The following is a 23,481-nucleotide window of genomic DNA, read 5'->3' on the forward strand; positions in this document are numbered from 1 at the left end:
GTCGACTGGGCTGTAAGCGCCGTGCCGCAAGATTTGCGCGCTGCAGTCCCAGTGCGGAACCCTTAAACTATGTGGCCCTGCGGTGCATGCTTACAACCGCATTACCGAATGGATTCGAGGCTCGTTGCGTGGAAGCCGACCACTACGAAAACTTACCGATCGCCGGCGCATTGCTGCCGAAGAGGTTGCGGACCCCGGTCGGCGTGATCTATCAGGTTGCCCGTACGGCCGCTGACATCGCCGAGGAAGGCGACTGGAGCGCCGCCGAGCGTCACACGCGCCTCGCTGACTTCCGGGCTGGTCTCGACGCCGTGGCAAGCGGCCGGATGGCGCCGGTGCATCCGCTGCTGTTCGGCAAGCTCGCTGGCGTGGTTGCACAGTATAAACTGCCGCTCGCACCGTTCTACGATCTCGTGGCAGCGCTCGACCAGGAGATCGACACCACCCGCTTCGCTGACCGGTCGGCTCTGCTCGACTATTGCCGCCGCTCCGCGCACCCGGTGGGGCATCTGATGCTGCATCTGTTCGGCGCTGCGAGCCCGGCGAATCTGGCCGACTCCGATACGATCTGCACGGCGCTCCATCTGATCAATTTCTGGCAGAACGTCGCGATCGACTTCAAGAATAGCCGCGTCTACCTGCCGCAAAGCGACCTCGCGCGGTTCAATGTCAGCGAGTCGCAAATCGGCGGCGGCGTGGTCGACGATAGGTGGCGCGCGTTGATGGCTTATGAAGTGGCCTACGCCCGCGCAATGCTGGTCCGAGGCGCGCCGCTCGCGCTGCGCATTCCAGGGCGCGCGGGAATCGTTCTTTGCGGCATCGTCCATGGTGGCTTGCGCATTCTGGAGCGCATCGAGCGGGCGGGCTACGATGTGTTCCGCCATCGGCCAGCGCTCGATGGCTTCGACTGGTCTGTTGTCACGGCGCGCGCGCTCGCGATGTGGCTGTCCCGGCGCGTCAGCGTGCGCGCCACTTCGATTGAGGGCAACGCGTAATGCAGGTGGTTCTGTTCGTTCTGTCGTGTCTTTCGCTGTTGATCTGGTGTGTGCTGCTGTTTTTCCGCGGCGGCTTCTGGCGCGCGCGTCCCGCCGCGCCGATCGCGACCGCGCCGCGCGACGCATGGCCGGCGGTAGCCGCCGTGGTACCGGCGCGCAATGAAGCCGATGTGATCGCGCAGGCGGTCGGTACGCTGCTCGCCCAGGAATACCCCGGTCCTTTCCATGTGATCGTAGTCGACGACCACAGCACTGACGGCACCGCTGACGCCGCTCGCGCGGCCGCGCTGCAGTTGCAGTGCTCCGACCGCCTCACGGTGCTGACGGCCAAGCCTTTGCCGCCGGGTTGGTCCGGCAAGGTATGGGCGCAGTCGCAGGGTATCGAGGCGGTGCGCACGCTGGGCCTGCCTGCCGACTTCCTCCTGCTGACCGACGCCGATATCGGCCACCCCACCGACGCCGTCACGCAACTCGTTGCGCGAGCCGATGCGGAGAAGCGCGACCTGGTCTCGCTGATGGTGCGGCTGCGTTGCGATTCGCTGTGGGAGAAGGCGCTAATCCCGGCCTTCGTGTTTTTCTTCGCCAAGCTGTATCCGTTCTCGTGGGTCAACAACCCGCGCAACAAGACCGCGGCGGCGGCCGGCGGCTGCATGCTGGTGCGGCGTACGGCGCTGGAAGAAGCGGGCGGTATCGAGTCGATCCGCGCCGAACTGATCGACGATTGCAGCCTTGCCGCGCGTATCAAGCATCGCGGTGAGGGGCGTCATCCGATCCGGCTGGATGTGGCGGCGCGCAGCGTCTCGCTGCGTCCCTACGACAACTCGGGCGAGATCTGGAACATGATTGCGCGCACGGCGTTCACGCAGTTGCGCTACTCGGGATGGTTGCTGGCAGGCACGCTGGCGGGCATGACGATCATCTACCTGATCCCGCCCATAGCAGCACTCGTGCTCGGGCCGTTGGACTGGCCTGCCTGGCTCGCCTGGGCGGCGATGTGCTGCGCGTATGCGCCGATGCTGCGCTACTACGGCCGCTCGCCGCTGTGGGCTCCGTTCTTGCCGCTGGTGGCGCTGTTCTATGTCGGCGCGACGTTTGCGTCGGCCGTGCGCTATTGGCGCGGAAAGGGCGGTCAGTGGAAGGCGCGTGTGCAGGCGCCGGTGCAACAGGACCGGTGAGCGCAGCAGCGGACTGGATGCTGCGCGGCGGTACCTGTTGGCTCACCGCCACGCCGCATCAAGGCAGGCGTCTCACGCCGCTGTCGCCTTACCGTTGCGTAAGCAGCGCGTACATCTGAATGACGTTAGCCGGCGAGAACGTGAACGGCACCCAGCCGTGGCCGGTATGCCGCACGATCAGCAGGCGGTCACCGTTCGACTGTTTCTGTACCGCCATGACCGGGTTGCGGGTCGATGCGAAGCGCCAGCCGGCTGGCACGCCCATCGGCGGCTCGGGCGTCATCGAAGCGCGTGCATTCGCCAGCTCCTCGATCAGCTGACCCACCTGCTCGGGATGCAGCGAGACGGTCTTGCCGGCGATCGTCATCGTGATGACGTTCTGAGCGGGACGGCCAATTGAAAGAGTGGGCTTCTCTTCAGCAGCTGCCTCTTGAGCTGACGCGTCTTCGCTTGCCGAAGCCGCTGTTGGTGCGACTTGCTCAGCCTGAGGCGCGGGCGCCTGGGACGCTGCGTTTGCTGCGGGTGTCTCGGGGATGTTCTGGGCCTGCGGGGCCACGACAGCCTGAATGAGCTGAGCGACGCCCACTTCAAGCGCGCCGAGCTGTTCGTGAAGGTTCATGCGAGGATTCTCTGGTAAGACTCGCGATTTTACCTGTTGCGCGCGGGCTTTAACCCGCCGCGGGTCGCGCGACGTTGTAACAAAGTGCGTGCGGGTCCGGCCTCACGCCTTCAGATACCCCGCCTGCCTGAACCACTCGAGCGCATCGGCCAGACCCTCGCGGTAAGGTCGTGCGCGATAACCGAGTTCGCGTTCCGCCTTCGCGGACGTGAAGTACATCTTGTTCTTCGACATCTTCAGACCGTCGACGGTCACAAACGGTTCTCGCTTCGTGATTTTCGCCACCGCTTCGGCGCCCATCGCCAGCGGATAGAGCGGCCATCGCGGCAGGCTGATGGTCGGGGCTTTGCGTCCAGTGAGCGCGGCGATATCGGCGAGCATCGCCTGCAGTGGCAGGTTCTCGCCGCCGAGGATATAGCGCTCGCCAATCTTGCCGCGTTCGAGCGCGAGAAAGTGGCCGGCCGCGACGTCGTCGACGTGCACGAGGTTCAAGCCGGTGTCCACGAAAGCCGGAATCTTGCCGAGCGCCGCCTCGACGATGATGCGCCCGGTCGGCGTGGGTTTCACGTCGCGCGGGCCGATGGGCGTCGAAGGATTGACGATCACTGCGGGCAGGCCGTCTTCGGCAATCATCCGCTCGACCGCGCGCTCTGCCAGCACCTTGCTGCGCTTGTACACACCGATCGCCTGCTCGGCCTTGAGCGGCGAAGTCTCGTCGGCCGACTGGCCGGAGCTCGTGACCTTCAGCGTCGCCACGCTGCTGGTGTAGACGACGCGCTCGACGCCTTCCTTCAGCGCCGCACGCATGGTCGCCTCGGTGCCTTCCAGATTCGAGCGTTCGATCTCGCCCGGGTCCGGCGCCCACAAACGGTAGTCAGCCGCGACATGTAGCAGATAGCGCACGCCGCGCAGCGCGGCGCGCATCGACGCTTCGTCGCGCATGTCGCCCACGACGATTTCGGCATCGAGCGCTTCGACATTGCGGCGCGGACTGGTGGCGCGCACCAGCACGCGCACCCTGAAACCTTTCTGTTGCGCAATGCGCGCCACCGCCGAGCCGACAAAGCCGGAAGCGCCGGTGACGAGTACGAGATCGCGATTCTGATCCATCATTCTTTTGCAATTCCCTGCGTGGCGGTCGTCGGATTGTACGTGGCGCGTGCAGAGCGTGTCGCATTGCGCTGACTTCTTACGGGTGATGCCGTGCAAGCAATCTCGCCACGAGACGACTAGAATGCCCGCTTGAAAGTTTGCTTTGAGAGGACGGCATGACAGGCCCGGATCTGGATTCGCGGATCGAAACGTATTACGTGCAGGTGCGCGGCGTCGTGCAGGGCGTGGGTTTTCGCCACGCGACGGTACGCCAGGCGCACGCGCTCGGTATCAAAGGATGGGTGGCGAATCTCGACGATGGCTCGGTCGAAGCCATCTTGCAGGGAACGGCCAATCAGGTCGACCGGATGCTCTCGTGGTTGCGCCATGGGCCGCCGGCCGCCCGCGTGAGCGAAGTGGCCGGCGAAGAGCGGTCAACGGAAAAGCGCTACGAGCGCTTCGAACAGCACTAGGCTGAGCGGTCGCGGTTAAGGGTGGTTACCAGGCCACCCGTTTCTTACCGTGCGACCAGCAGGCTCTCGGCAAATCCCCACTCCCGCTCGACCCACTGATGACTGCACGCGAAACCGGCATCGTCGGCGATCGCGTGGACTTCCTCAGCGCGGTACTTGTGGCTGCTTTCGGTCCAGATGGTCTCGCCTTCTTCCAGCGTCACCGTCAGTTGCGCGGCCCGCACATGCGCAGTGACGGCGCGCCGTGCGCGCAGATGCATTTCGATGCTGCGCGCGTCGGGATTGAAACGCGCCACGTGCTCGAACGCATCGAGCGGGAAGTCGCCGCCCAGTTCGCGGTTGATCCGCGCGAGCAGGTTCAGGTTAAACGACGCAGTGACGCCAATCGGATCGTCGTAGGCCGCGACCAGCACGGGGATCGGCTTCTCGAGATCGGTGCCGAGCAGCAACGCGTCGCCGGGAGCCAGCATGCTGCGGATCGAACGCAGGAAGCGTGTTGCCGCGAGGCGGCTGAAATTGCCGATCGTGCTGCCGAGAAACAGCACAAGCAGCCGTTCGCCCGAAGCGCGCTTCTTGCTCACTTCTGCGAGGCCCGCCAGATAGTCGCGCTCGTAACCGACGATCGAAATGCGTTCGATGTCGCCCAGTTCGCGCCGACATAATTGCAACGCAGCGCGCGAAATTTCAATCGGGAAGTACGAGGTGGGGCGCTTTTTACACAGCGCTTCCAGAATTCGGCGCGTTTTGCGGCCGCTGCCGCTGCCCAGTTCGGCGACGGTGACGTCGTGCGGAAGCTGCTCGACGATCTCCGCTGCGTGCTTTGCTAGCAGTCGTTCCTCGGCGCGCGTCACGCCATATTCGGGCAGCACGGTGATCACTTCGAACAGCGCGGAGCCGACTTCGTCGTACAGGTACTTGGACGGCAACTCCTTTTGCGGCGCGTGTGTGAGGCCGGCGCGGACTTCATTGGCGAACTCGGGCGAGACTTCATGCGATAGGGCTGGCTGAGTCATGCTTGCTCCAGTTTTCACGTTCTTCTGACGATTATCTGTCTGGGTAGAGTGTTCACGGGCGCGACACGGGAGGCGTCGCACGCGTCAGGAAGGAGCGGACCGTGGGTCCGCATGGACGGCGATTTAGCCGGGCTAGCCGGGGTGATCAAGCAAGAAGCGCGCTTGCACGCTGTTACGCGGCGGCGCGCCGTGTCATTGGCGCAATGGTGGATCGGCCTACGCGTGAAGTTATGTTCTAGTCCATCGCAGGCCATCGCGCACGAACTAATTATGCGCGGAGGCGCCTGGTTTTGCTGGCAACGCGTCTGGCGTCCAGGAGGCCGGCTCGTGGCACGGGAATCATCAAATTGAAATGAAGCTTGCGTATCGGCGTGATGCGCGGAGTTGCGGTGCGTGCCAGCGCAGTTCGCACGACGCCGCCGGGAATTCCGTCCGATGAATGCCCGCGAGGCGGGAAGATTGGCATCGCGACGAAACTGGCATCGCGTTTGGGTGTCAGCGTCAATGATGCGCGGCGGCGCGGTCCGGGTTGATGCGGGTCGGGCCCACTTCGGCTTCGATTGCTTCGCGTAGCGCAGGACGCCAGCCGAATTCAAACAGCGCTTCAGCTAGCACGAACAGCGGGCCGATCAGCAGGCCGATGACATCGTCGACGAAGGCCGGCTTACGATGCTCATACGCTATGTGACCGACGAACTGAAACACCCAGCCGACGACGAATAGTCCTATACCGCTGGCCAACCAGGTGAGCGTGGATTGCGCGGCGAGCCATTGACCACAGATGAGGCAGAGTGCCGAGAAGATCGCCATCATCACGCCCAGCGGCACATCGAGCACGAGGTAGTAGAGCGTGCCCCCTACCAGCATCACCCACGCGGGCGAGAGCTGCACTGGCAGCGCGGCAAAGACCCACGCGGGGCGGCTCGACAACACTGCGAGCGCCAGCACGATCATCGGAATGCCGATGAAATGCGTGGCGATGTTGCGCCGGTCGCGGTGGTAGGCGGCGTACTGGGTCAGTTGTTGGGTCAGCGTTCTCATGGGTGCCGTTCCTGGATCAAAGCCATCATAATCGCGCTCAAGCGGTTCTGAAACCTTCGGGTAGCCGACAATCTCCGCACTCCAGTCCAGCACGGTGCCAGCCTATGAGTTCGCCTTCGCCCCTGAATGATCCGCTTGCGACGCTCGAACGTAGCGCGTGGTTCCGTGCCGCGCCCGAAGCGTTGCGCACACAACTGGTTCAGCTAGGTCGCGTTGAGCGTCTGCAGACAGGCGAGCGGCTCTTCAGACGCGGGGATCCTGACGACGGCCTCTACTGCGTGCTGGATGGCCTCATGCGTATCAGCGCAGCGAGCTTTGCCGGTAAAGAAGCACTGCTTGCGGTGATCGAACCGGTCAACTGGTTTGGCGAGATCGCGTTGTTCGACGGCCGCGAACGCACGCATGATGCATACGCCGAGCGCGAGTCCGTGCTGTTTCATTTGCCGCGTGCGGAACTGGCTGGGCTGCTCGAATGTGCGCCACAGTACTGGCATTGCTTCGGTCTGCTGTTGACGCAAAAGCTGCGCCTCGCGTTCGACGCGATTGAAGAAGCGGCGCTGTTGCCGGCGGCGCAGCGCATCGCGCGTCGCTTGCTGCTGATGGCGGGTGGCTACGGCGAACCGGGTGTTTTGCGGCGTGTGCTGAAGGTGCCGCAAGAAGATCTCGCGATGATGCTGGCGTTGTCCCGCCAAACCATCAACCAGATTCTTAAGCAGTTCGAAGCACAGGGTGCACTGCAACTGCGGTATGCTGAAATAGAAATCGTCGACGTCAAGATACTCGCGGCGCTCGCCGATCCTCATGCGAATCAACGTTCGTAGATTCAATCATGTGCGATCGCCCTACGTAAAAGCAAAAAAGGCGAGTCCGTAGACTCGCCTCCCCAACGGCATATTCGGCTTCGACTATAAGACCCCGGCGGCCGGATTATGTCGGCGACCGATCACCCTAGTTGGTTTTGGTAGCGTCGGTCTTTGCGCCGTCTGCCTTCACCGGCGCAGTGCTGGCCTCCTTGCTGCTATCCCCTGCGGCCTTTGTTTTTTCGGCGTTGGCAACCGAGGCGTGCTTCTTCTTGCTGACCTGATGCGCCTTGGTCTTTTGCGTGTGAGTGGGCGCGATCTTTTTGGCGTGAAGCTTTGCTTCGGTCTTTTCGGTGGAAGCGCTGTCTTGCTTCTTCGAGACGTCGGTCTTCGCTGCGTCCTTAGACGCCGCGCCGCCAGCTTTGAGATTTGCCTGGCCAGCCGCTTGAGTTTGTTGATCGCCTGACATCGCCGGTGCAGCGGTTTGTGCAAACGCCGTCGAAACGAGCAGGGTGGAAGCGAGAGCAGCAAGAATCATCTTCATGGATCAACTCCGTGTGTCGCGGCTGAAAAGGTTCAGCGCTGCCGGTTTAACGCTAGCCGGATCACAGGAGTTGACGCTGCTCTGGTGACAAAACGTAACGACGGAAACAATCGCTTCTCACGGACAATGCGTAAGCGTCGAAGCTCACGCATATGAAGATTTAAGTTTTCCTTAAGAAATGCGAGAGGCGAGTGTGCGTGCGATGTGAAGCACGCTCGTGAACATGACGCCGGAGCGTGGCAACACTTGATTAGATATGCTGATCGGTACCGGCGTGTTGCTCAGAACTTCTCTATGGCGTCGCGGTAGACTCCCGCGATTTGCGGCGCGATCACCGAGTGGTCGAAGTGCTTGCGAGCGTAGCGGCGGCATGCGTCGTGACTTGGGGTGAGGCGTACGCCGAGTAGCGCATCGGCGATACCGCCGCCAAGCGCCATGTGGTCTCCGGACTGCACCACCAGATCGTCCGATAGTGGCGCCACGGCGTTCGCAGCGCCGCCTTCGGAGGTCACCAGAACCGGTGTGCCAGTCGCCAGCGATTCAATGGCCGTCAGCCCGCAGTCTCTCATGTTGACGGTCGGCACAACCGTGAGGTCTGCCGCGCGGTAATACTCGGGCAAGACGTCATCCGATACGAAGCCGGCGAGCCGAACATGTTCCTCAAGACCGCGCGCGATGATGCGCCCGTAAAGCCGGTTTTGCTCGGGACCCATGCCAGCCATCACCAGAAGTACCTCGGGCACGCTCCTCTTGACGATAAAGATCGCGTCGACCAGCTCGTCGAGGCCGATGCCCGGGACCAACGGCCGCGCGCACAGCAGAATCGGCCGATCGTTCGGCAGACCGAGGCGCTTACGCGCCTGCCTTTTGGTGAAACGTAACGCAAAGCGCGAGGTGTCGACGCATCCTGGCACCACGCTAATCGCTTCTTCCGGCACCTGGTAGCGCCTGTGCAGGACGTCACTGGACTCCTGCGACAGCACGATATGGCGAGTAGCGCCGCCGTACACCATGCGCTCGAGGCCGTAGCGTATCGGCCCTAACAACGCGGCCCCGCGTTCGGTCCTATGTTCGTCGACCCAGGAGCCGTGAAAATGCACGACACGCGGTATCTTGCCGAATTTGCCCAGGGTCGGCGCAGCCTGTGACGCAAAGTGCAACGCAACCACGTCAGGTTGACGCACCGGTTCAAGCGCGCCTTTAGGAGGGGCGCGGCGTAAAAGTTTGGCTAGGCTCGCCTGCGCGTTCGCGAAGGTCTGCACGATGGCGTTCGATGGCGCGGTTGAAACGGGCAGCGGTGGGAGCACCGGCGACTCAGCGCTCGGGTCGTGTACGTTGACGCCATGACTGGGCAGTGCTGCGGCCAGGGTCTGGAGCATCCGGTCGAGACCATCGGCCCTGGCCGACGGACGGTGCATGCCAATCTGCAGGGAATCAATCGGTTCGCTCATGATGGCGCTCGCGCTAACGATTGCGCGACTGCAGCGCAAATGTTTTCCGGTACGAGACACGTACGCTTCTGGAACGAACGGACACCGGTGCCGCATTTCCGGCTACCCCGATTGCCTACCTGCCCGACGTCCACGAGGAACTGCGGATCTTTCCAATTCATGACTGCCCCTGCGGCTTGTTTGGTGCGGCGCGCCCGGTTCAGGCAGCGCTAAGTCTTTGTGCGTGCACGGTACGTCTGCAAATCGCGTATTTCTGTGTGCTAGCGCACCCAACGCCTGGCAGGAGGCTAAGGTTTTTACAAATTGTTACGATGTCGATCGTCTTGTCGGCGCTTTTGGCCTGACATGGCCGGTTTCGCCAGAAATCCGTCAATTGAATGGATTGTCGGTGACGGCGGGTTTTGCGTCCGGTTCGTCCTTGATCCGCTCAGGTAAATGAGCTTGGGCCTGCAATGTTTCGACAACCCGATCCAGCGCCTGCTTCAAGGCAAGCGCAGCCTGCAGACCGCGTTGGTCTTTGGTCAACTCGAGCGTACCGCTCAGCGTGACACGCGTCGTACCGTTGCTGACGGTCAGCGCGTCGCCCTCAATGTTGAGTACGTCGTTGTCGTTCGCGAATGCGTTAAACACCTTTGAGTCCTCCTGGCCGTTGATCCTTCAGTGACTCGGGAATGCCCGGAAAGCGGATCCCGCTCATCGTTTCGAGTTCGTGCACGGTTTTGATGTCGTAGCGATTCGTCGAGATGTTGTCGACCACCACCGCGAATGCCATCTGCCTCGACGGCACATACACGACCTTGAACAACTGCGTCGGCACGAAGACTCTCGTGGGTCCGATGGTCTGCAATTGCTGGCCATTGAACATCGGGCCGGTCACGACATAGGTGTCGTCGTAGCGGAAGGCGATCCCGCGTACCGAGGTTTCGATGCGCGCCCACAAACGCTGATTGTTCTCGCGATTCTGCGGTACGACATTCGCCAACGTAAACGACTGTGCCATCGCCTGCGGATTCCAACGGTTCCCGGCGGGACTCATGTGACCACGGTCATAGCCACTGTGCCTGTAATCGTCGAGGGTCGCGCCCTCACCATCCGGCAGACGTGCGTCCGCAAAAAACTTGTTGGTGCGCACCATGTCCTGCGCGGCATCCATATGCGCACGGGTCAGATGTTCTGCAGACCAAAGCGGTCCATGCGTGATGCCCGAATGCAAGACCGCGAAGTCGGAGTAACAGAGCATGCGCGTCTTCGGTGCCATCCTCGCATTGGCCAGTACGGGCCATTGCGCGTTGGGCGTGAAGTCGGTGCAGGAGGAGGGTGCAGCAATCGCGTGAGCCGCGACGGCGAACAACAGAGAGGCAAACCACTTCTTCATGGGTGAGGTATAGGACGAACGAGGGGGCAAAAGTATAGCGTCGTGCGTGAGGTTCGCGCGAGCAAACCGACGCATCGACGCGTGGGATCAGAAGTGACGCGAAGCAACAGAAACAACAACCCGGCCGCTCAACCCAAACTCAGCCCTAGCTATCGAACACCCTATGTTCCGCGCGCGTGGGCTGACGATCGACAGCTTGCAGACGCCAGTAACCATTAGTGGGCGCACGCGCCGGCACACACGTCCACGCGGCCGACCCCTGCGCCGAGCTGACGCGTTGCTTGCGGTCCACGTGCAGTCCGCGCAGCGTGCAAAGCGGTGCGTCGGTGCTGGGCGCGCAGAGTGTCGTGACGCCGTCGGCGTCGCGCAGTTCGCCCCAAGGGGGCAGATCGATCCCTTGATGCGCTTCTCTCGACCACCGGCGCTCATCGGTGTCGAGCCATAGCACAGCGTAATCGTGACTGACGGTGGGATCGGAACCGTTGATGAGAATGGTCAGGCGCATGGCAGTTCCGTTTACAGAGTGCGAAGTATCGCCTTAACAGTCTAGACCGGACTTCGCGTTATGCAAGGCAAACGGCTATCGGCGGCATTGAAAAACACAATTGGGGAACGTCTTGTCCAGCTTCTAGATTTAAAGACACCGTGCAGTCATGCGCGTCTGCCCGGGAGGTGACCGGACGATCGCTCGTCCACCGTCGCGCACCCCACATTACAGGTTTGTATGGAGGCTCAGATGTCGCAACTCAAGGGTTCGAAGACCGAGGAGAACTTGAAGGCAGCATTCGCCGGCGAATCGCAGGCGAACCGTCGTTATCTGTATTTCGCAGCAAAGGCCGACGTCGAAGGCCAGAATGATGTCGCGGCGCTATTTCGCTCTACCGCCGAAGGCGAGACCGGTCATGCGCACGGGCACCTCGAATATCTCGAAGCGGTAGGCGACCCAGCCACGGGACTACCGTTCGGCTCGTCGCGGCAAAATTTGCAAGCGGCCATTGCCGGTGAAACGCACGAATATACCGACATGTATCCGGGCATGGCGAAGTCGGCACGCGAAGAAGGCTTCGACGAAATCGCCAACTGGTTCGAAACGCTCGCAAAGGCCGAGCGCAGTCACGCGAACCGTTATTCGAAAGCGCTCGAAGCACTGGTTGACTGATACGGCGCGCTACGACAGCCCGGCACGCATCGGCGCGAGCGCCGGCCCTGGTTAGACAGGCAACGAAAGCCTGCGGCACGGTCCGCAGGCTTTCGTTCTTATGGGCGCGCCGCATGGTGCGGTGCACCGTCGGCTACCAAACATAAAAGCAAACCCGCATTCAAGGAGTTCGACTCCATGCCCCACAAAGAAGGCAGCCTCGAGGCGCCCACCCGGCATCCGCTCGACTGGCTTTCGGAGGCGTTCTACGATCAGGACGCGCTTGACCAGGAACTGGCGCGCGTCTTCGATATCTGCGCGGGGTGCCGCCGCTGCGTCTCGTTGTGCGGTGCGTTTCCAGCGCTGTTCGATCTGGTCGACGCCACCGACACCGGCGAAATACACGAAGTCGATAAAGCCGAGTTCGGCAAAGTGGTCGATCAGTGCTATCTCTGCGACCTGTGCTACATGACGAAGTGTCCGTACGTGCCGCCGCATCCGTGGAACGTCGATTTTCCGCACCTGATGCTGCGCGCCAAGGCGATCGACTACAAAAGCGGCGACGTCAAGCTGCGCGACAAGTTTCTCTCGAATACCGACGCGCTCGGCCACCTCGCAGGCATTCCGGTGGTGACCCAAACGATCAACGCAGTCAATCACACCGCTGCAGCGCGCGGGATGATGGAGAGCGCGCTTGGTGTGGACAAGAACGCCTGGTTACCGAATTTCGCTCCGCGCAAATTCCGCAGTGCCGCAAAGAAGTCTCGCACCGCTGCCGTGCGCGATGGCGAGCGCACGCCCGGCAAAGTGGCGATTTACGCGACCTGTTACGTGAATTTCAACGAACCGGGGATCGGTCACGATCTGCTCGCCGTGCTCGCGCACAATGAAATTCCTTACGAACTGGTGAAGAGCGAAGCGTGCTGCGGCATGCCGTTGCTCGAACAGGGCAATCTGCAGGGCGTCGCCGATAAAAAGGCCAAGAACATTCCTGTGCTCGCGAAATACGCTCGCGAGGGCTACGCGATCATCGGCGCGATTCCGAGCTGCGTGCTGATGTACAAGCACGAACTGCCCTTGATGTTCCCCGACGACGCCGATGTCCGCGCCGTCAGCGAGGCCTTCTGGGATCCGTTCGAATATTTCGTGTCGCGTCATCGCGATGGACTCCTGAAGACCGACTTCAAGAACCCCCTCGGAAAAGTGGCGTATCACGTGCCGTGTCATGCGCGGGTGCAGAACATCGGCCGCAAAACGTCCGAGACGCTGGCGCTGGTCCCCGATACGCAGGTCACCGTAGTCGAGCGCTGTTCCGGACATGCCGGCACGTTCGGCGTGAAGAAGGAGTTCCACCGCACGGCGATGCAGATCGGCACGCCGGTTTTCAAGGCGATGGCGCAGCCGCACCCCGATTACATTTCATCGGATTGCCAGCTGGCCGGCCATCATATCGAACAGGGGCTCGACGAAAGCGGCTTGTCGAAAGGACAGCTTGCGCATCCGCTGACGTTGCTGCGCAAGGCGTATGGCCTCTGATAACCCCTCACTGACTGGAAGGACACCGAGATGAGCATCGCCCGTAACTCGCTGCTGTCGCTCGAAAACTATTCGAAGTCGCGTATCGCGATGCGCGCCAAGGTGATCGAGCACAAGAAAGACCGTACGGTCGCGCTCGGCAACCACGTCACGTTCCTGTTCGAAGACGAAACCACGATCCGTTATCAGATTCAGGAGATGCTCCATATCGAGAAAATTTTCGACGAGGACGGCATTCAGGGCGAACTGAACGCCTATTTGCCGCTGGTGCCGGACGGCAGCAATCTGAAGGCGACAATGCAGATCGAATACGAGAACGAGATCGAGCGGCAGGCGGCGCTGGCGCGGCTGATTGGGATTGAGGACCGCGTGTTCCTGCAGGTGGAGGGCGAGCCGCCGGTCTATGCGATCGCCGACGAGGACCTGGAGCGCGAAAACGAGCAGAAGACCTCGGCCGTGCATTTCGTCCGCTTCGAACTGACGCCCGCGATGAAAGCGAAGCTACGCGACGGCGCGGCGCTGCAGATCGGCTGCGATCATCCGAATTATCCGGTGCCGACCGAGGCTATCGAGCCGAAGGTGCGGGCAGCGTTGATGAAGGATCTTGCGTGAGGTGCCCGGCGCAGACCCTAGGGGTTTATCCCTTGCGCAAATAAGTGCGTGCCAACCTTACTGGGCAAGCTCGGCCATGTAGGATAGCGGCGTCAATACGACGATCGCGGAGGCGCGTCATGCTACGTCGATGGATGCAACCCGCCGTCGTGGCGGCGTCGCTCGGCACGCTTGCCGTTGCCAGTTGCGCCGCTGACAGCGCGCCGCTTCAGCCCCCAATCGTCTATGTGGCTGACTTCGATCTCGACGTCGCCAACGTCAAGCCGGACAGCGGCCCTGGCAGCCGACTGCGGCGCTTTGGCAGTGCGTTGCCGAGCGGTCCCCTACGCTCGTCGAAAGATCCGCAAACCCATGCCAAAGAGATCGTCGCCGAAATGGCGGAGAACCTCACGGATGATCTGAACAAAGCCGGGATCGACGCGCGCCGGATGTCACCCGGCGCGGCGTTGCCGGCTACGGGCTGGCAAGTGCGCGGCGTGTTTCTGAGCGTCGACGACGGTAACCGCTTGCGTCGCGCGATGGTAGGTTTCGGTGCGGGCCAGACTGACTTTCAGGTGGCCGTTTCGCTCGACGATCTGTCGACGCCCACTCTCCCACCGCTCTACGAGAGCACCGAACAAGGCTCGAGCAAAGATAAACCCGGCGCCGTCATCAAGCTCAATCCGTACGTGATTGCCGCGAAGTTCGTGATGGCCGGCCAGGACGAGAAATCCACGATCAAAAATACCGCACAGCAGATTTCGGACTCGGTGGTGGAGAAGTTGAAGGCCAAAGCGCAGTAAGGGCGGAACGGGGTGTCGCGAAGGCACGCGGCTGCAGCCTCCGAGGTGAGTGCCTACTTACGTCAGACGGGCCGCTCGACGGTCCCACCACCAGCACTGGCAGGACCGCCGCACACCTTTGCCAATCAGGCTAGATTCAGCGTCCTCGTCATATCGCCCAGCGGCGCCAAGCCGTTTTGCGCGAACGCACGATCGCGCGCCACCACCCCGTCGAGCGGCCTCAGTCCGTGCACCCGCGTGATGAAGCGCAGGATCGAATTGGTGTCATAGACGGTGTGATCCACATAGCCCTTCTTTGCGAGCGGCGAGACGACCAGCGCCGGAATCCGTGAGCCCGGACCCCAGCGGTCGCCCTTCGGCGGCGACACCGGATCCCACCAGCCGCCGTTTTCGTCGACGGTGACGATCACCACCATGTTGTCCCACTGCGGGCTGCGCTGCAGATGGTCGATCACCGTGGCGATATGGCGGTCGCCCGATTCGACGTCCGCATAGCCCGCGTGCATGTTCAGATTGCCTTGCGGCTTATAGAACGTGACGGCCGGCAAACGCCCCGCGTCGATATCGGCGAGCAGGCGATTGGTCGACGCGTCGTCGCCCACGCCCGCGTCGCGCAGATGCTGGCGGCGCGCCTCGGTTCCTGGCGCGTAGCTGACGAAGTAGTTGAACGGTTGATGGTGATACTGAAAGTCGGGCACATCGCCGGTATCGTGATGATCCATCGCGTACTGCCAGGCGCCCGCGTACCACGCCCAGTCGACGCCCTTATCCGACAGACGATCGCCAATCGTCGCGTAGTTCTGCGGCGGCAGCACGCGCGGATTGGACAGATCGGCCATCGACTTGTCGCCGCCCGGCGCGGGCGGCACAAAGCTCGGCTGATACGGCGGCGCCATCGTGTTGACAGCGTAACCATCGGGCGTGAACAGGCCGTCGTTGACGAACTTCGGCGGCCCATCGAGCGCGGAAGCAGGCGAGTGCGCCGCCACCTTGAGCGCTGTGCCGGCCGGATCATCCCCTTCGACCACCGAGACAAACTGCTTCGCCGCGCTGTTATGCACATCCGGCACGAGCGGCGCCTGGGCGGAAATCAGGAAGATGTGGTTCAGCCACGAGCCGCCGAAGGCCGCCATAAAGAAGTTGTCGCACAGCGTGTACTGCTGCGCGAGATTCCAGATCCGCAACGTTTCGGCGGAACTGCGGTAATGCCCCATCACCAGACCGCCCGAGTCAGCCCAGGCGACGAACTGGTTGTTGCGCCCGGCGTTGATCTGCATCTGGTTCTGATAAAAGCGGTGCCACAGGTCGCGCGTGATCACGCCGTTTGGCAAAGGCGCGCCCTGTGCATCGGTGATGCGGAATGGCTTGTTGTTCAGACCGGCGATGTCATGCTCGCCAATCATGTAGCGCTTGCCGTCCACCTCCTGCGCTTGCGGCACGAGGCCGCCCCAGATTTTCGGCAGTTGCGGCAACGGCGTCTTGCCGTCGCGATCGAGTTGCACGTAGCGCTCGGCCGGTACGGCATCGAGCGGATGCTGCACGCCCGGGAAATTGCCATACAGATTGGCGAAGCTGCGGTTCTCGGCGTAAATCACCACGATCTGCTTTACCTGATCGTGCAACGCGGCGTCGAGCCGCAGGTCGGCGGCACTGCGCGGGGTGGCGGCTGCCTGCTCTTCCGTGGTGCAGCCGGCGAGGGCGAGTCCCAGCCCCACCGCCGCGATGCCGGTGAGGACCCGGCGCCGCTCGGGGTTGTCAGGGCTGTCGTCGCCGGCAAACTCCGCGTTCGCATGCGGCAGGGGCAAATCGTCTTTTTCGTTCATTGGTATGGCTCCTCAGGTCTGGTTCGCTCTCGCGTGCCGTTCGCACACGTCGACGATCCGCAATGATCGCTCGCGACGTCGTCATTTTGTGTGTCAAACGAAAGACACGGCTGCAGATAGCGGTTCGACTTCGGCGACATCGTACGATGCCAGAATTCGCTTCATCCGGCCAAATTCGCCCGTGACGCTTCGCGCTATCATGCTGTCCTATAGACGATCAGCACGAACCACAGCCGGACATGGCAAAAGAAAACATGACAGGAGCGGGACGCAAACAGGCCAGGCCGCGCAGCGATGCGCCAGCCCCGCACGAAGAGGCCGCAGCACCCGTCGACCTGACCGACACCGCCGACGACGAGAGCGCCGGCGGCTCGACCTACCTCGTCCCGGGTCTGGAGCGCGGGTTGCGCATTCTTGCGGAGTTCAGCGCGCGTGAACCGGTGCTGGGTGCGCCGGAGTTATCGAAGCGCATCGGCATTCCGCGTACCACCACCTTTCGTTTGCTGCAGACGCTGGAAGCGCTTGGGTTTCTCGAACGCGTGAACGGCGACCGTCATTTCCGGCTGAGCGTGGCGGTGTTGCGGCTGGGCTTCGAATATCTGAGTTCGCTCGAACTGACGGACGTGGGTACGCCGCTGCTCGAGCGCTTGCGTGACGCGACGGGACTCAGCGCGCATCTTCTGATCCGCGATCAGCGCGACGTGGTATTCGTTGCGAAAGCCCAGGCGCACGATCCGATGTTCAGCTCGGTCAAGGTGCATGTCGGCACACGTCTGCCGGCGCATGCGACTGTGCATGGCCAGGTGTTGATGGGCGATCTTAGTTACGACGAACTGCGCCAGCTTTATCCGGAGCCGCAACTCGAGCGTTTTACCGATCGCACGCCGGCCACTGTGGAAGAACTCAACGAGCGGGTGCGCGAAAGCGCGGCGCAGGGCTATGCGGTGAGCGAAGCTTCGTTCGAGCGAGGCATTTCGGTGGTGACGGCGCCGGTGCGCGACCAGACTGGCCGCATCGTGGCGGCCTTGACGGTGACGGTGCCGCGCTCGGATATTGGTGACGCCAGCGAACGCGAACCGTTGATCGCAGCGGTGTGCAACGCGGCTGTTGAGTTGTCGACACGCCTCAATTACCGTCCGCCCGCAGACGATCCGACCGCGGTAGAGGCACGCCGCAGGACTATCGCGGCTAGCTAGGCCAACCGGGCGAACCGGGCAAGCGACGCCGCAAAGCGATGTGGCCGGCTGCAGGGCAACCGGCCGCTTACTCAACTCTCTAAAGAAAACGCCCGGCCGCCCCAGATTTTCTCGACCACATCGGCGGACCTGCCACGTAGTGACAAATCCGGTAGCACTCAGAACGAGTGGTGAATGCCCGTCAGAAACACCGTCTGATTACGGCTATCCGAGACGCCTGCCGTGAAGAACGCCGCATCCGTATTCGACCCCGCACGCTCATACAGCGCATTCACATAAATCTGCGTCGACTTCGACAGCGCATAGATATCGCCGATCTCAAACTGCGTCCAGCGATGACCATCGAAGCTCGTCGTCGCCGCGCCACCCGCTACGCTGTTAAACGGCGTGAACTGATAGTTCGCGCCCGCATCGTAGCTCTGATACGTGCTCGAGTAGCCGGGCGATTCCAGCTTCACACGCGTGTACAGACCATGCACCAGCAGGTTGCCGAACTGGTAGGACGCACCTGCACCCATGTTCTCGACATTGTCGGCCGTGTATGCCGTGGCCGCGACACCCTGGAAGTTCGTGATGCCGGTCGTGACGATCGACGGCGTGCGGTCATGTTCATTCGAGTAAACCGCGCCGGCATTGAACGGCCCGTTTTTGTAGCTGGCCTCGAAGCTCAAGGTGCGACCGGTCGCGAAGTTCGTCGTATTGCCCAGCCCCATCATCGCGCCGACCGTGAAGCCGGCAAAGCTGGTTGAGCGGAACTTCACCGAGTTGTTGAACGGCACGACACTCGTATCTGCCAGCTCATCGATATTGCCCGGGTGGAATGCATACCAGCTCGCGGCGAGATAACCCGTGCTCAACGGACCCAGCACATCGAAGTTAAACGGCGTTTGGTGACCGAGCGTCAGCGTTCCGATCTGATCGGAACTCAAACCGACATACGCCTGACGATTCCACAATGTTCCGGGCGAAGCCATTGTCCCAGTCGTCGTATAGAAGCCATTTTCCAACTGGAAGATGGCGTGCAGACCGCCACCCAGATCCTCTACTCCCCTCAGACCCCAACGGTCAGGCTGCATGTTGCCCTGCTCTGCGATCCATTTCGAACTTCCGCCGGCATTGCTGATGTACGCGACTCCGGCATCGAGACTACCGTAAAGCGTGACACTGCTTTGTGCCCACGCCCCTGTCGTGGCGCACATCGCTGTGAGTGCGACTGCAATGATTCTTTTCACCGTTGGTTCTCCTAATCGTGTGACGAATGGCTGGATCCCATTCCGCCGTCCGTAGTGCATTGAGTGAGGGAGCGTTGGTCCTGGTTTATGCGCCAAAACTCTGCTTTTTATTTGTTCCACCTATGGGCATGTGTATCGCCTATGGAAAGTATAGGGTCTCCAGAAGTGGTCAAAATAAATTTTCGAGCCCCGAGGAAACCCGAATGCCGCGGGAGGGACGGTTTCGGTCGTGAACAAAAAAGCCTTACGGAATAGGCACGTAGGCCGACGTTCGTGGTCAGGTGAGGAAGGGAACGGTGTCTTTCCTCCGCCACATCAGTGTTTTCCCCTAACGCCGCAGATTTTTATTTTTTCTCGCTTAGACGGCTCCTATAATTGTCCATACACGAACTGATGTTCCTTGTATGGAACATTCGGGATTCAGGAGAAGGTAGCACATGACTGAAGAATGGCGTTGCGCCGGACATGCCGGCGACCTGTCCGAAGACGCGCCGCTCGAGTACAAGCTCGAAGGCACGGAGATCGGCATCTACAAGGTGGGCGATGCGCTGTACGCGCTGGAAAACGTCTGTCCCCACGCGTACGCGTTGCTGACGCAGGGATTTGTCGACGGCGATACCGTCGAATGCCCGTTGCACGAAGCCGTGTTCCATATCCCGACTGGCAAGTGCTTGAAAGAGCCGGGCGGCCGCGACCTGAAGGTGTATGCGGTTCGTCTCGCCGGTGAAGAAATCCAGATCAAGGTGGAATGACATGCGAGAGCAAGCCGTGAAATTCAATCCCTCCCTGAAGCCGTGGCTCGCGCCGCAGCCGAACAACGTGGCAGGCAAAGGCGTCATCGAAAAGCCGGGCGAGGCGCAAAACCTCGTGTGGCAAACCCGCAAGGCCGAACCGACGCAATACGAGAACGACTTCGGCGATGCGCTCGAGAAGGTGTTCGATGCGGGTGCGGTGGAGTTGCAGGACGTTGTCGACGGCTTGAACCGCATCGGCTTCCGGACCCCGGAAGGCGCGGCGTGGACCGCCGAACGCCTGACCGCCGAATTCCGCCTGCTCGCCGAATAGGCGCGTACCCAGACAACCTTGCGAAACCGTCGCACCGCCTACGCATCTGGAGTCTTTTCATGACGTCCCCCACACCCCATCCCACCACGGACCACGGCACGGCCGATCCGCTTCAGGCTTACCTCGACCTCGGTCTGCGCAATTACTGGTATCCGGTCGCCCCGAGCTGGCAAGTCGGCAATGCGCCCATCGGCCTGACGCGCCTCGGCGATCAGATCGTCCTGTGGCGCGATCAGGAAGGCCGTGTCCATGCACTCGAAGACCGCTGCCCGCATCGCGGTGCGCGTCTATCGTTGGGCTGGAATCTTGGTGGCAGCGTCGCGTGCTGGTACCACGGCATTGAAATCGACGGCGGCGGCACGGTTACCAAAGTCCCGGCCGTGTCGAACTGCCCGCTCGAAGGCCAGAAGTGCGTGAAGTCGTATCCCGTGCAAGAACATGCGGGGGCTATCTTCCTGTGGTTCGGCGACGACGCTCACAAGGAACCCGCGCCACTCGTTTTGCCGGAAGAACTGGTGAACGAGGAGTACGCGAGCTTTCTGTGCATGTCGAACTGGAAGTGCAATTACCAGTACGCGATTGACAACGTGATGGATCCGATGCACGGCGCCTATCTGCATGCGACCTCGCACTCGATGGCCGAAGGCGACAAGCAGGCCGACATGCGCGTGCGCAAGACCGATACCGGTTTGATGTTCGAAAAGGTCGGCCAGCGCGACGTCAATTTCGACTGGGTGGAGCTCGGCGAAACCGGTTGCCTGTGGATGCGCCTCGCGATTCCCTACAGGAAGAAGTTTGGCCCGGGCGGCAACTTTGGGATCATCGGCTTTGCCGTTCCCGTCGATGAGAGCAACTGCCAGGTTTACTTCTGGCGCACGCGCAAGGTATCGGGATGGCAGCGCGACGCATGGCGTTTCATGTACCGCAACCGCCTCGAAGGTCTCCATTGGGACGTGCTGGAGCAGGACCGCTATGTCCTCGAAAGCATGGCGCCGGATGCACGCAAACACGAATTCCTTTATCAGCATGACGTCGGCATGACGCGCGTGCGTCGTATGTTGCGGCAGCGCGCGCAGCAGGATTTCGATGCACTCGCCGCGCACCGTGCGCAAGCGGCCACTGCCACGACGGGTACAGCAGCAGGGCATAGCCATGCATAACGCCAACGCTGCGCCCGCGGCACTCACCGGCCGGCGCGTGATCGTCACGGGCGGCGCGCGCGGTCTTGGCGCGGCGTTTGTGCGCTCGCTGGTGCAGGCCGGCGCGCAAATCGTGTTCGGCGATGTTTTGCACGACGAAGGTCGTGCGCTCGCCGAGACGCTGCAAAGCGAAGGTCACGGGGCGCAATTCCTGCCACTGGACCTCGCCGATCCATCGAACATCCAGAGCTTCGTCGTCCAGGCGGTGAAGCAGCTCGGAGGCCTCGATGCGCTCATCAACAACGCGGCAATCACCAACTCCGGCGGCAAGCTGGCCGGCGAACTGGCGGTCGATACGTGGGATGCGGTGATGAACGTCAACGTGCGCGGCACGTGGCTAATGAGTACCGCGGCGCTGCCGCATCTGCGCGACTCGGGCCGCGGCAGCATCGTCAATATCGCTTCGGATACGGCGCTGTGGGGCGCGCCGAAACTGCTGGCTTATGTCGCCAGTAAAGGCGCCGTGATCGCGATGACGCGTTCGCTGGCGCGTGAATTCGGCGCCGACGGCGTCACGGTCAACGCGATCGCACCGGGGCTGACCGAAGTCGAGGCCACCGCCTACGTGCCGGCCGAACGTCACGAGTATTACCTGAAAGGCCGTGCGCTGACCCGCGCCCAGGTTCCCGACGATGTGACGGGGCCGGTCCTGTTCCTGTTGTCCGATGCCGCACGCTTCGTGACCGGCCAGTTGCTGCCGGTGAACGGCGGCTTTGTGATGAATTGATCTTGTCTTGACCGAAAGGAGAAAGAGATGGCGGACACCGATTTCGAACGTAAGTCGTGGGATCAACCCGCGGAAGCCAGTTTTGCGCAATGGATGGACACACGCGTTGCACGTCTTGAAACCCGTCGCTACGACTGGGACGCGCTGAAGTTTCAGGCCGATTACGACCCGAAGTATCGCCGGGCGCAAATGCGCTATGTCGGCACGGGCGGCACGGGTGTCGCGAAGGATGTCAACACGGTGCCTGCAGGCGGCTTCACGTTCTCGACCATGGTGATCCCGGCCGGCAATATCGGGCCGAGCCATATTCATATGGATGTCGAAGAAATTTTCTTCGTGCTGCGCGGCAAGATGAAAGTGATCTGCGAACGCGACGGCGAGACCTGGGAATCGGTGCTCGGCGAGCGCGACCTGATTTCGGTGCCACCGGGCGTGTATCGCACGGAAGTGAATATCGGCGAAGAGGATGCGCTGATGTGCGTGATGCTCGGTTCTCCGAAGCCGATCACGCCGACTTATCCGCCGGATTCGCCGCTTGCCAAGCTGAAGCGATAGGCGACAAGCACTTGGGTGCGAAGCGCAGGGTGGTTGCCCGTTCGACGCTTTGCACTAGCCATACCCACGCGACAACCCTGTGCACCGCACCGTCGCCGCACTGACGTCACCTTACTTTGCACTTGCAGATAGAAACCATGTCCGCTGTCCCGTCTGTTACTGCCGATCTCGCCGCCTCGCTGGAAGCGCGTCTTGCGCGCTTTCCGCTGCAGCAGGCCGTTACCGCGGCGACGCAGACGGTGGGTTATCGCGAAGCGCGAGAGCTGGCTTCTGTGCGCGACGAGGCGTTGCCGCTCGTGCTGCTGCACGGCATTGGCTCGGGAGCAGCGTCGTGGGTGCAGCAGTTTGAAGCGCTCGGTGCGACGCGGAAGGTGCTTGCCTGGGATGCGCCGGGATACGGCGTATCGACACCGGTCGTCCCAGCTTCGCCCCAAGCGGCGGACTACGCCGACGTTCTGCGCGGCTGGCTCGACGCGCTCGGCATCGCGCGTTGCGTGCTGGTAGGGCATTCGCTGGGCGCGATCGTCGCTGGCGCATTTGCTGCTGCAAATCCGCAGCGTGTCGCAGGCCTTTTGCTGCTGTCGCCTGCTGGCGGTTACGGCGCGGCCACAACAGACGTACGCGAAACAAAACGCGACCAGCGTCTTGCGATGCTCGCCGAACTCGGCCCCGTAGGTCTTGCCGAAAAGCGCAGTACAAACATGGTGTCTGCACACGCCGACGAGACAGCCCGTGCGTGGGTACGCTGGAACATGGCGCGCATCGTGCCGCAAGGCTACGCGCAAGCCACACATCTGCTCGCCAACGCCGATCTTGCCGCCGACCTCTCGCGCTTCCACGGACTGGTCAACATTGCTGTAGGCGCCGAAGACACCATCACGCCGCCGTCCGCATGCGAACGGCTGGCCCTCGCGGCTCGTACGTCCTTGCAGATCGTGCTGCGCGCCGGTCACGCCGGATATATCGAAGCCGCTGACGCGTACACCGCGATCATCGACACGTTCTGCCGCGCGAGCGCGGCACCACGGAGCCACTGAA

General features: G+C 62.0%; 26 protein-coding genes. 15 read left to right on the plus strand and 11 right to left on the minus strand.

The window, feature by feature from the left end; all coding sequences use genetic code 11:
* Positions 1–128: 128 nt before the first annotated feature.
* Both hpnC and BUS06_RS24090 read left to right on the plus strand, forming a co-directional pair.
* A complete protein-coding gene (gene hpnC, locus BUS06_RS24085; RefSeq protein ID WP_074266930.1) occupies positions 129–995 on the plus strand; it encodes a squalene synthase HpnC in 867 nt (288 codons plus the stop codon).
* Positions 995–2,170 (plus strand): glycosyltransferase, encoded by a 1,176-nt coding sequence (locus tag BUS06_RS24090; RefSeq protein ID WP_074266931.1) that lies wholly within the window; start codon positions 995–997, stop codon positions 2,168–2,170. The genes hpnC and BUS06_RS24090 overlap by 1 nt, the downstream gene beginning before the upstream one ends.
* An 88-nt stretch (positions 2,171–2,258) precedes the next feature.
* Here the strand turns inward: BUS06_RS24090 and BUS06_RS24095 are convergent, their stop codons facing one another.
* Together BUS06_RS24095 and hpnA are read right to left on the minus strand one after the other, a co-directional pair.
* Entirely contained in the window at positions 2,259–2,789 is a 531-nt protein-coding gene (locus BUS06_RS24095; RefSeq protein ID WP_074266932.1) for a hypothetical protein, read from the minus strand.
* Between the two features lie 102 nt (positions 2,790–2,891).
* Positions 2,892–3,902, minus strand: a complete 1,011-nt coding sequence (gene hpnA / locus BUS06_RS24100) for a hopanoid-associated sugar epimerase (RefSeq protein WP_074266933.1) — start codon at positions 3,900–3,902, stop codon at positions 2,892–2,894.
* 155 nt (positions 3,903–4,057) lie between these two features.
* On the opposite strand from hpnA, the gene BUS06_RS24105 reads away from it, so the two are divergent.
* Complete coding sequence (locus tag BUS06_RS24105) at positions 4,058–4,354, plus strand: acylphosphatase (protein WP_074266934.1); 297 nt, start codon at positions 4,058–4,060, stop codon at positions 4,352–4,354.
* A gap of 44 nt (positions 4,355–4,398) precedes the next feature.
* On the opposite strand, the gene egtD is transcribed toward BUS06_RS24105, so the two are convergent.
* Positions 4,399–5,367, minus strand: a complete 969-nt coding sequence (egtD, locus tag BUS06_RS24110; RefSeq protein ID WP_074266935.1) for an L-histidine N(alpha)-methyltransferase — start codon at positions 5,365–5,367, stop codon at positions 4,399–4,401.
* Positions 5,368–5,868: 501 nt separating this feature from the next.
* Entirely contained in the window at positions 5,869–6,408 is a 540-nt protein-coding gene (locus BUS06_RS24115; protein WP_074266936.1) for an Mpo1 family 2-hydroxy fatty acid dioxygenase, read from the minus strand.
* A gap of 104 nt (positions 6,409–6,512) precedes the next feature.
* Between BUS06_RS24115 and BUS06_RS24120 the strand changes: the two genes are divergently transcribed.
* Complete coding sequence (locus BUS06_RS24120; RefSeq protein ID WP_074266937.1) at positions 6,513–7,229, plus strand: Crp/Fnr family transcriptional regulator; 717 nt, start codon at positions 6,513–6,515, stop codon at positions 7,227–7,229.
* Positions 7,230–7,356: 127 nt separating this feature from the next.
* Here BUS06_RS24120 and BUS06_RS24125 read toward each other — a convergent pair whose 3' ends face one another.
* From BUS06_RS24125 to BUS06_RS24145, 5 genes are all read right to left on the minus strand, one after another.
* Positions 7,357–7,752 (minus strand): hypothetical protein, encoded by a 396-nt coding sequence (locus BUS06_RS24125; RefSeq protein WP_074266938.1) that lies wholly within the window; start codon positions 7,750–7,752, stop codon positions 7,357–7,359.
* 281 nt (positions 7,753–8,033) lie between these two features.
* Positions 8,034–9,203: a glycosyltransferase family 4 protein gene (locus BUS06_RS24130; protein ID WP_074266939.1), complete on the minus strand. Its 1,170-nt coding sequence runs from the start codon at positions 9,201–9,203 to the stop codon at positions 8,034–8,036.
* Between the two features lie 369 nt (positions 9,204–9,572).
* The gene (locus tag BUS06_RS24135; protein WP_074266940.1) at positions 9,573–9,833 is read right to left on the minus strand and encodes a hypothetical protein; all 261 of its coding nucleotides are present in this window, start codon (positions 9,831–9,833) and stop codon (positions 9,573–9,575) included.
* Positions 9,826–10,578, minus strand: coding sequence for a DNA/RNA non-specific endonuclease (locus BUS06_RS24140; RefSeq protein ID WP_074266941.1), 753 nt, complete (start codon positions 10,576–10,578; stop codon positions 9,826–9,828). Before BUS06_RS24140 ends, BUS06_RS24135 begins: the two co-directional genes overlap by 8 nt.
* A 145-nt stretch (positions 10,579–10,723) precedes the next feature.
* Positions 10,724–11,083 carry a DUF3564 domain-containing protein gene (locus BUS06_RS24145; RefSeq protein ID WP_074266942.1) on the minus strand — a complete coding sequence of 120 codons (360 nt, stop codon included), beginning with the start codon at positions 11,081–11,083 and terminating at the stop codon, positions 10,724–10,726.
* 231 nt (positions 11,084–11,314) lie between these two features.
* Here BUS06_RS24145 and BUS06_RS24150 point away from each other — a divergent pair, with 231 nt between their 5' ends.
* The 4 genes from BUS06_RS24150 to BUS06_RS24165 all read left to right on the plus strand — a co-directional run bounded on the left by BUS06_RS24150 (position 11,315) and on the right by BUS06_RS24165 (position 14,646).
* Positions 11,315–11,737: a rubrerythrin family protein gene (locus BUS06_RS24150; protein WP_074266943.1), complete on the plus strand. Its 423-nt coding sequence runs from the start codon at positions 11,315–11,317 to the stop codon at positions 11,735–11,737.
* A 177-nt stretch (positions 11,738–11,914) separates the two neighbouring features.
* A complete protein-coding gene (locus BUS06_RS24155; RefSeq protein ID WP_074266944.1) occupies positions 11,915–13,252 on the plus strand; it encodes a heterodisulfide reductase-related iron-sulfur binding cluster in 1,338 nt (445 codons plus the stop codon).
* A gap of 30 nt (positions 13,253–13,282) precedes the next feature.
* Complete coding sequence (locus BUS06_RS24160) at positions 13,283–13,864, plus strand: DUF3501 family protein (RefSeq protein WP_074266945.1); 582 nt, start codon at positions 13,283–13,285, stop codon at positions 13,862–13,864.
* Between the two features lie 119 nt (positions 13,865–13,983).
* The gene (locus BUS06_RS24165) at positions 13,984–14,646 is read left to right on the plus strand and encodes a DUF4410 domain-containing protein (protein ID WP_074266946.1); all 663 of its coding nucleotides are present in this window, start codon (positions 13,984–13,986) and stop codon (positions 14,644–14,646) included.
* Between the two features lie 125 nt (positions 14,647–14,771).
* Here BUS06_RS24165 and BUS06_RS24170 read toward each other — a convergent pair whose 3' ends face one another.
* Positions 14,772–16,469, minus strand: coding sequence for an acid phosphatase (locus BUS06_RS24170; RefSeq protein ID WP_074266947.1), 1,698 nt, complete (start codon positions 16,467–16,469; stop codon positions 14,772–14,774).
* A 239-nt stretch (positions 16,470–16,708) separates the two neighbouring features.
* Here BUS06_RS24170 and BUS06_RS24175 point away from each other — a divergent pair, with 239 nt between their 5' ends.
* Complete coding sequence (locus BUS06_RS24175) at positions 16,709–17,665, plus strand: IclR family transcriptional regulator (RefSeq protein WP_074266948.1); 957 nt, start codon at positions 16,709–16,711, stop codon at positions 17,663–17,665.
* Between the two features lie 158 nt (positions 17,666–17,823).
* On the opposite strand, the gene BUS06_RS24180 is transcribed toward BUS06_RS24175, so the two are convergent.
* The gene (locus tag BUS06_RS24180) at positions 17,824–18,957 is read right to left on the minus strand and encodes a porin (RefSeq protein ID WP_438803556.1); all 1,134 of its coding nucleotides are present in this window, start codon (positions 18,955–18,957) and stop codon (positions 17,824–17,826) included.
* Positions 18,958–19,334: 377 nt separating this feature from the next.
* Between BUS06_RS24180 and BUS06_RS24185 the strand changes: the two genes are divergently transcribed.
* The 6 genes from BUS06_RS24185 to BUS06_RS24210 all read left to right on the plus strand — a co-directional run bounded on the left by BUS06_RS24185 (position 19,335) and on the right by BUS06_RS24210 (position 23,480).
* A complete protein-coding gene (locus BUS06_RS24185; RefSeq protein ID WP_074266950.1) occupies positions 19,335–19,649 on the plus strand; it encodes a non-heme iron oxygenase ferredoxin subunit in 315 nt (104 codons plus the stop codon).
* Position 19,650: 1 nt separating this feature from the next.
* Positions 19,651–19,962, plus strand: coding sequence for a recombinase-like helix-turn-helix domain-containing protein (locus tag BUS06_RS24190; protein ID WP_074266951.1), 312 nt, complete (start codon positions 19,651–19,653; stop codon positions 19,960–19,962).
* A 59-nt stretch (positions 19,963–20,021) separates the two neighbouring features.
* The gene (locus BUS06_RS24195) at positions 20,022–21,122 is read left to right on the plus strand and encodes an aromatic ring-hydroxylating dioxygenase subunit alpha (RefSeq protein WP_074266952.1); all 1,101 of its coding nucleotides are present in this window, start codon (positions 20,022–20,024) and stop codon (positions 21,120–21,122) included.
* Entirely contained in the window at positions 21,115–21,888 is a 774-nt protein-coding gene (locus BUS06_RS24200) for an SDR family oxidoreductase (RefSeq protein ID WP_074266953.1), read from the plus strand. Before BUS06_RS24195 ends, BUS06_RS24200 begins: the two co-directional genes overlap by 8 nt.
* Before the next feature lie 27 nt (positions 21,889–21,915).
* Positions 21,916–22,443 (plus strand): cupin domain-containing protein, encoded by a 528-nt coding sequence (locus tag BUS06_RS24205; protein WP_074266954.1) that lies wholly within the window; start codon positions 21,916–21,918, stop codon positions 22,441–22,443.
* Positions 22,444–22,580: 137 nt separating this feature from the next.
* Positions 22,581–23,480, plus strand: coding sequence for an alpha/beta fold hydrolase (locus tag BUS06_RS24210; protein ID WP_074266955.1), 900 nt, complete (start codon positions 22,581–22,583; stop codon positions 23,478–23,480).
* Position 23,481: the final 1 nt, after the last annotated feature.

Origin of the sequence: Paraburkholderia phenazinium (genome assembly GCF_900141745.1) — a bacterium.
Lineage (GTDB): Bacteria > Pseudomonadota > Gammaproteobacteria > Burkholderiales > Burkholderiaceae > Paraburkholderia > Paraburkholderia phenazinium_B.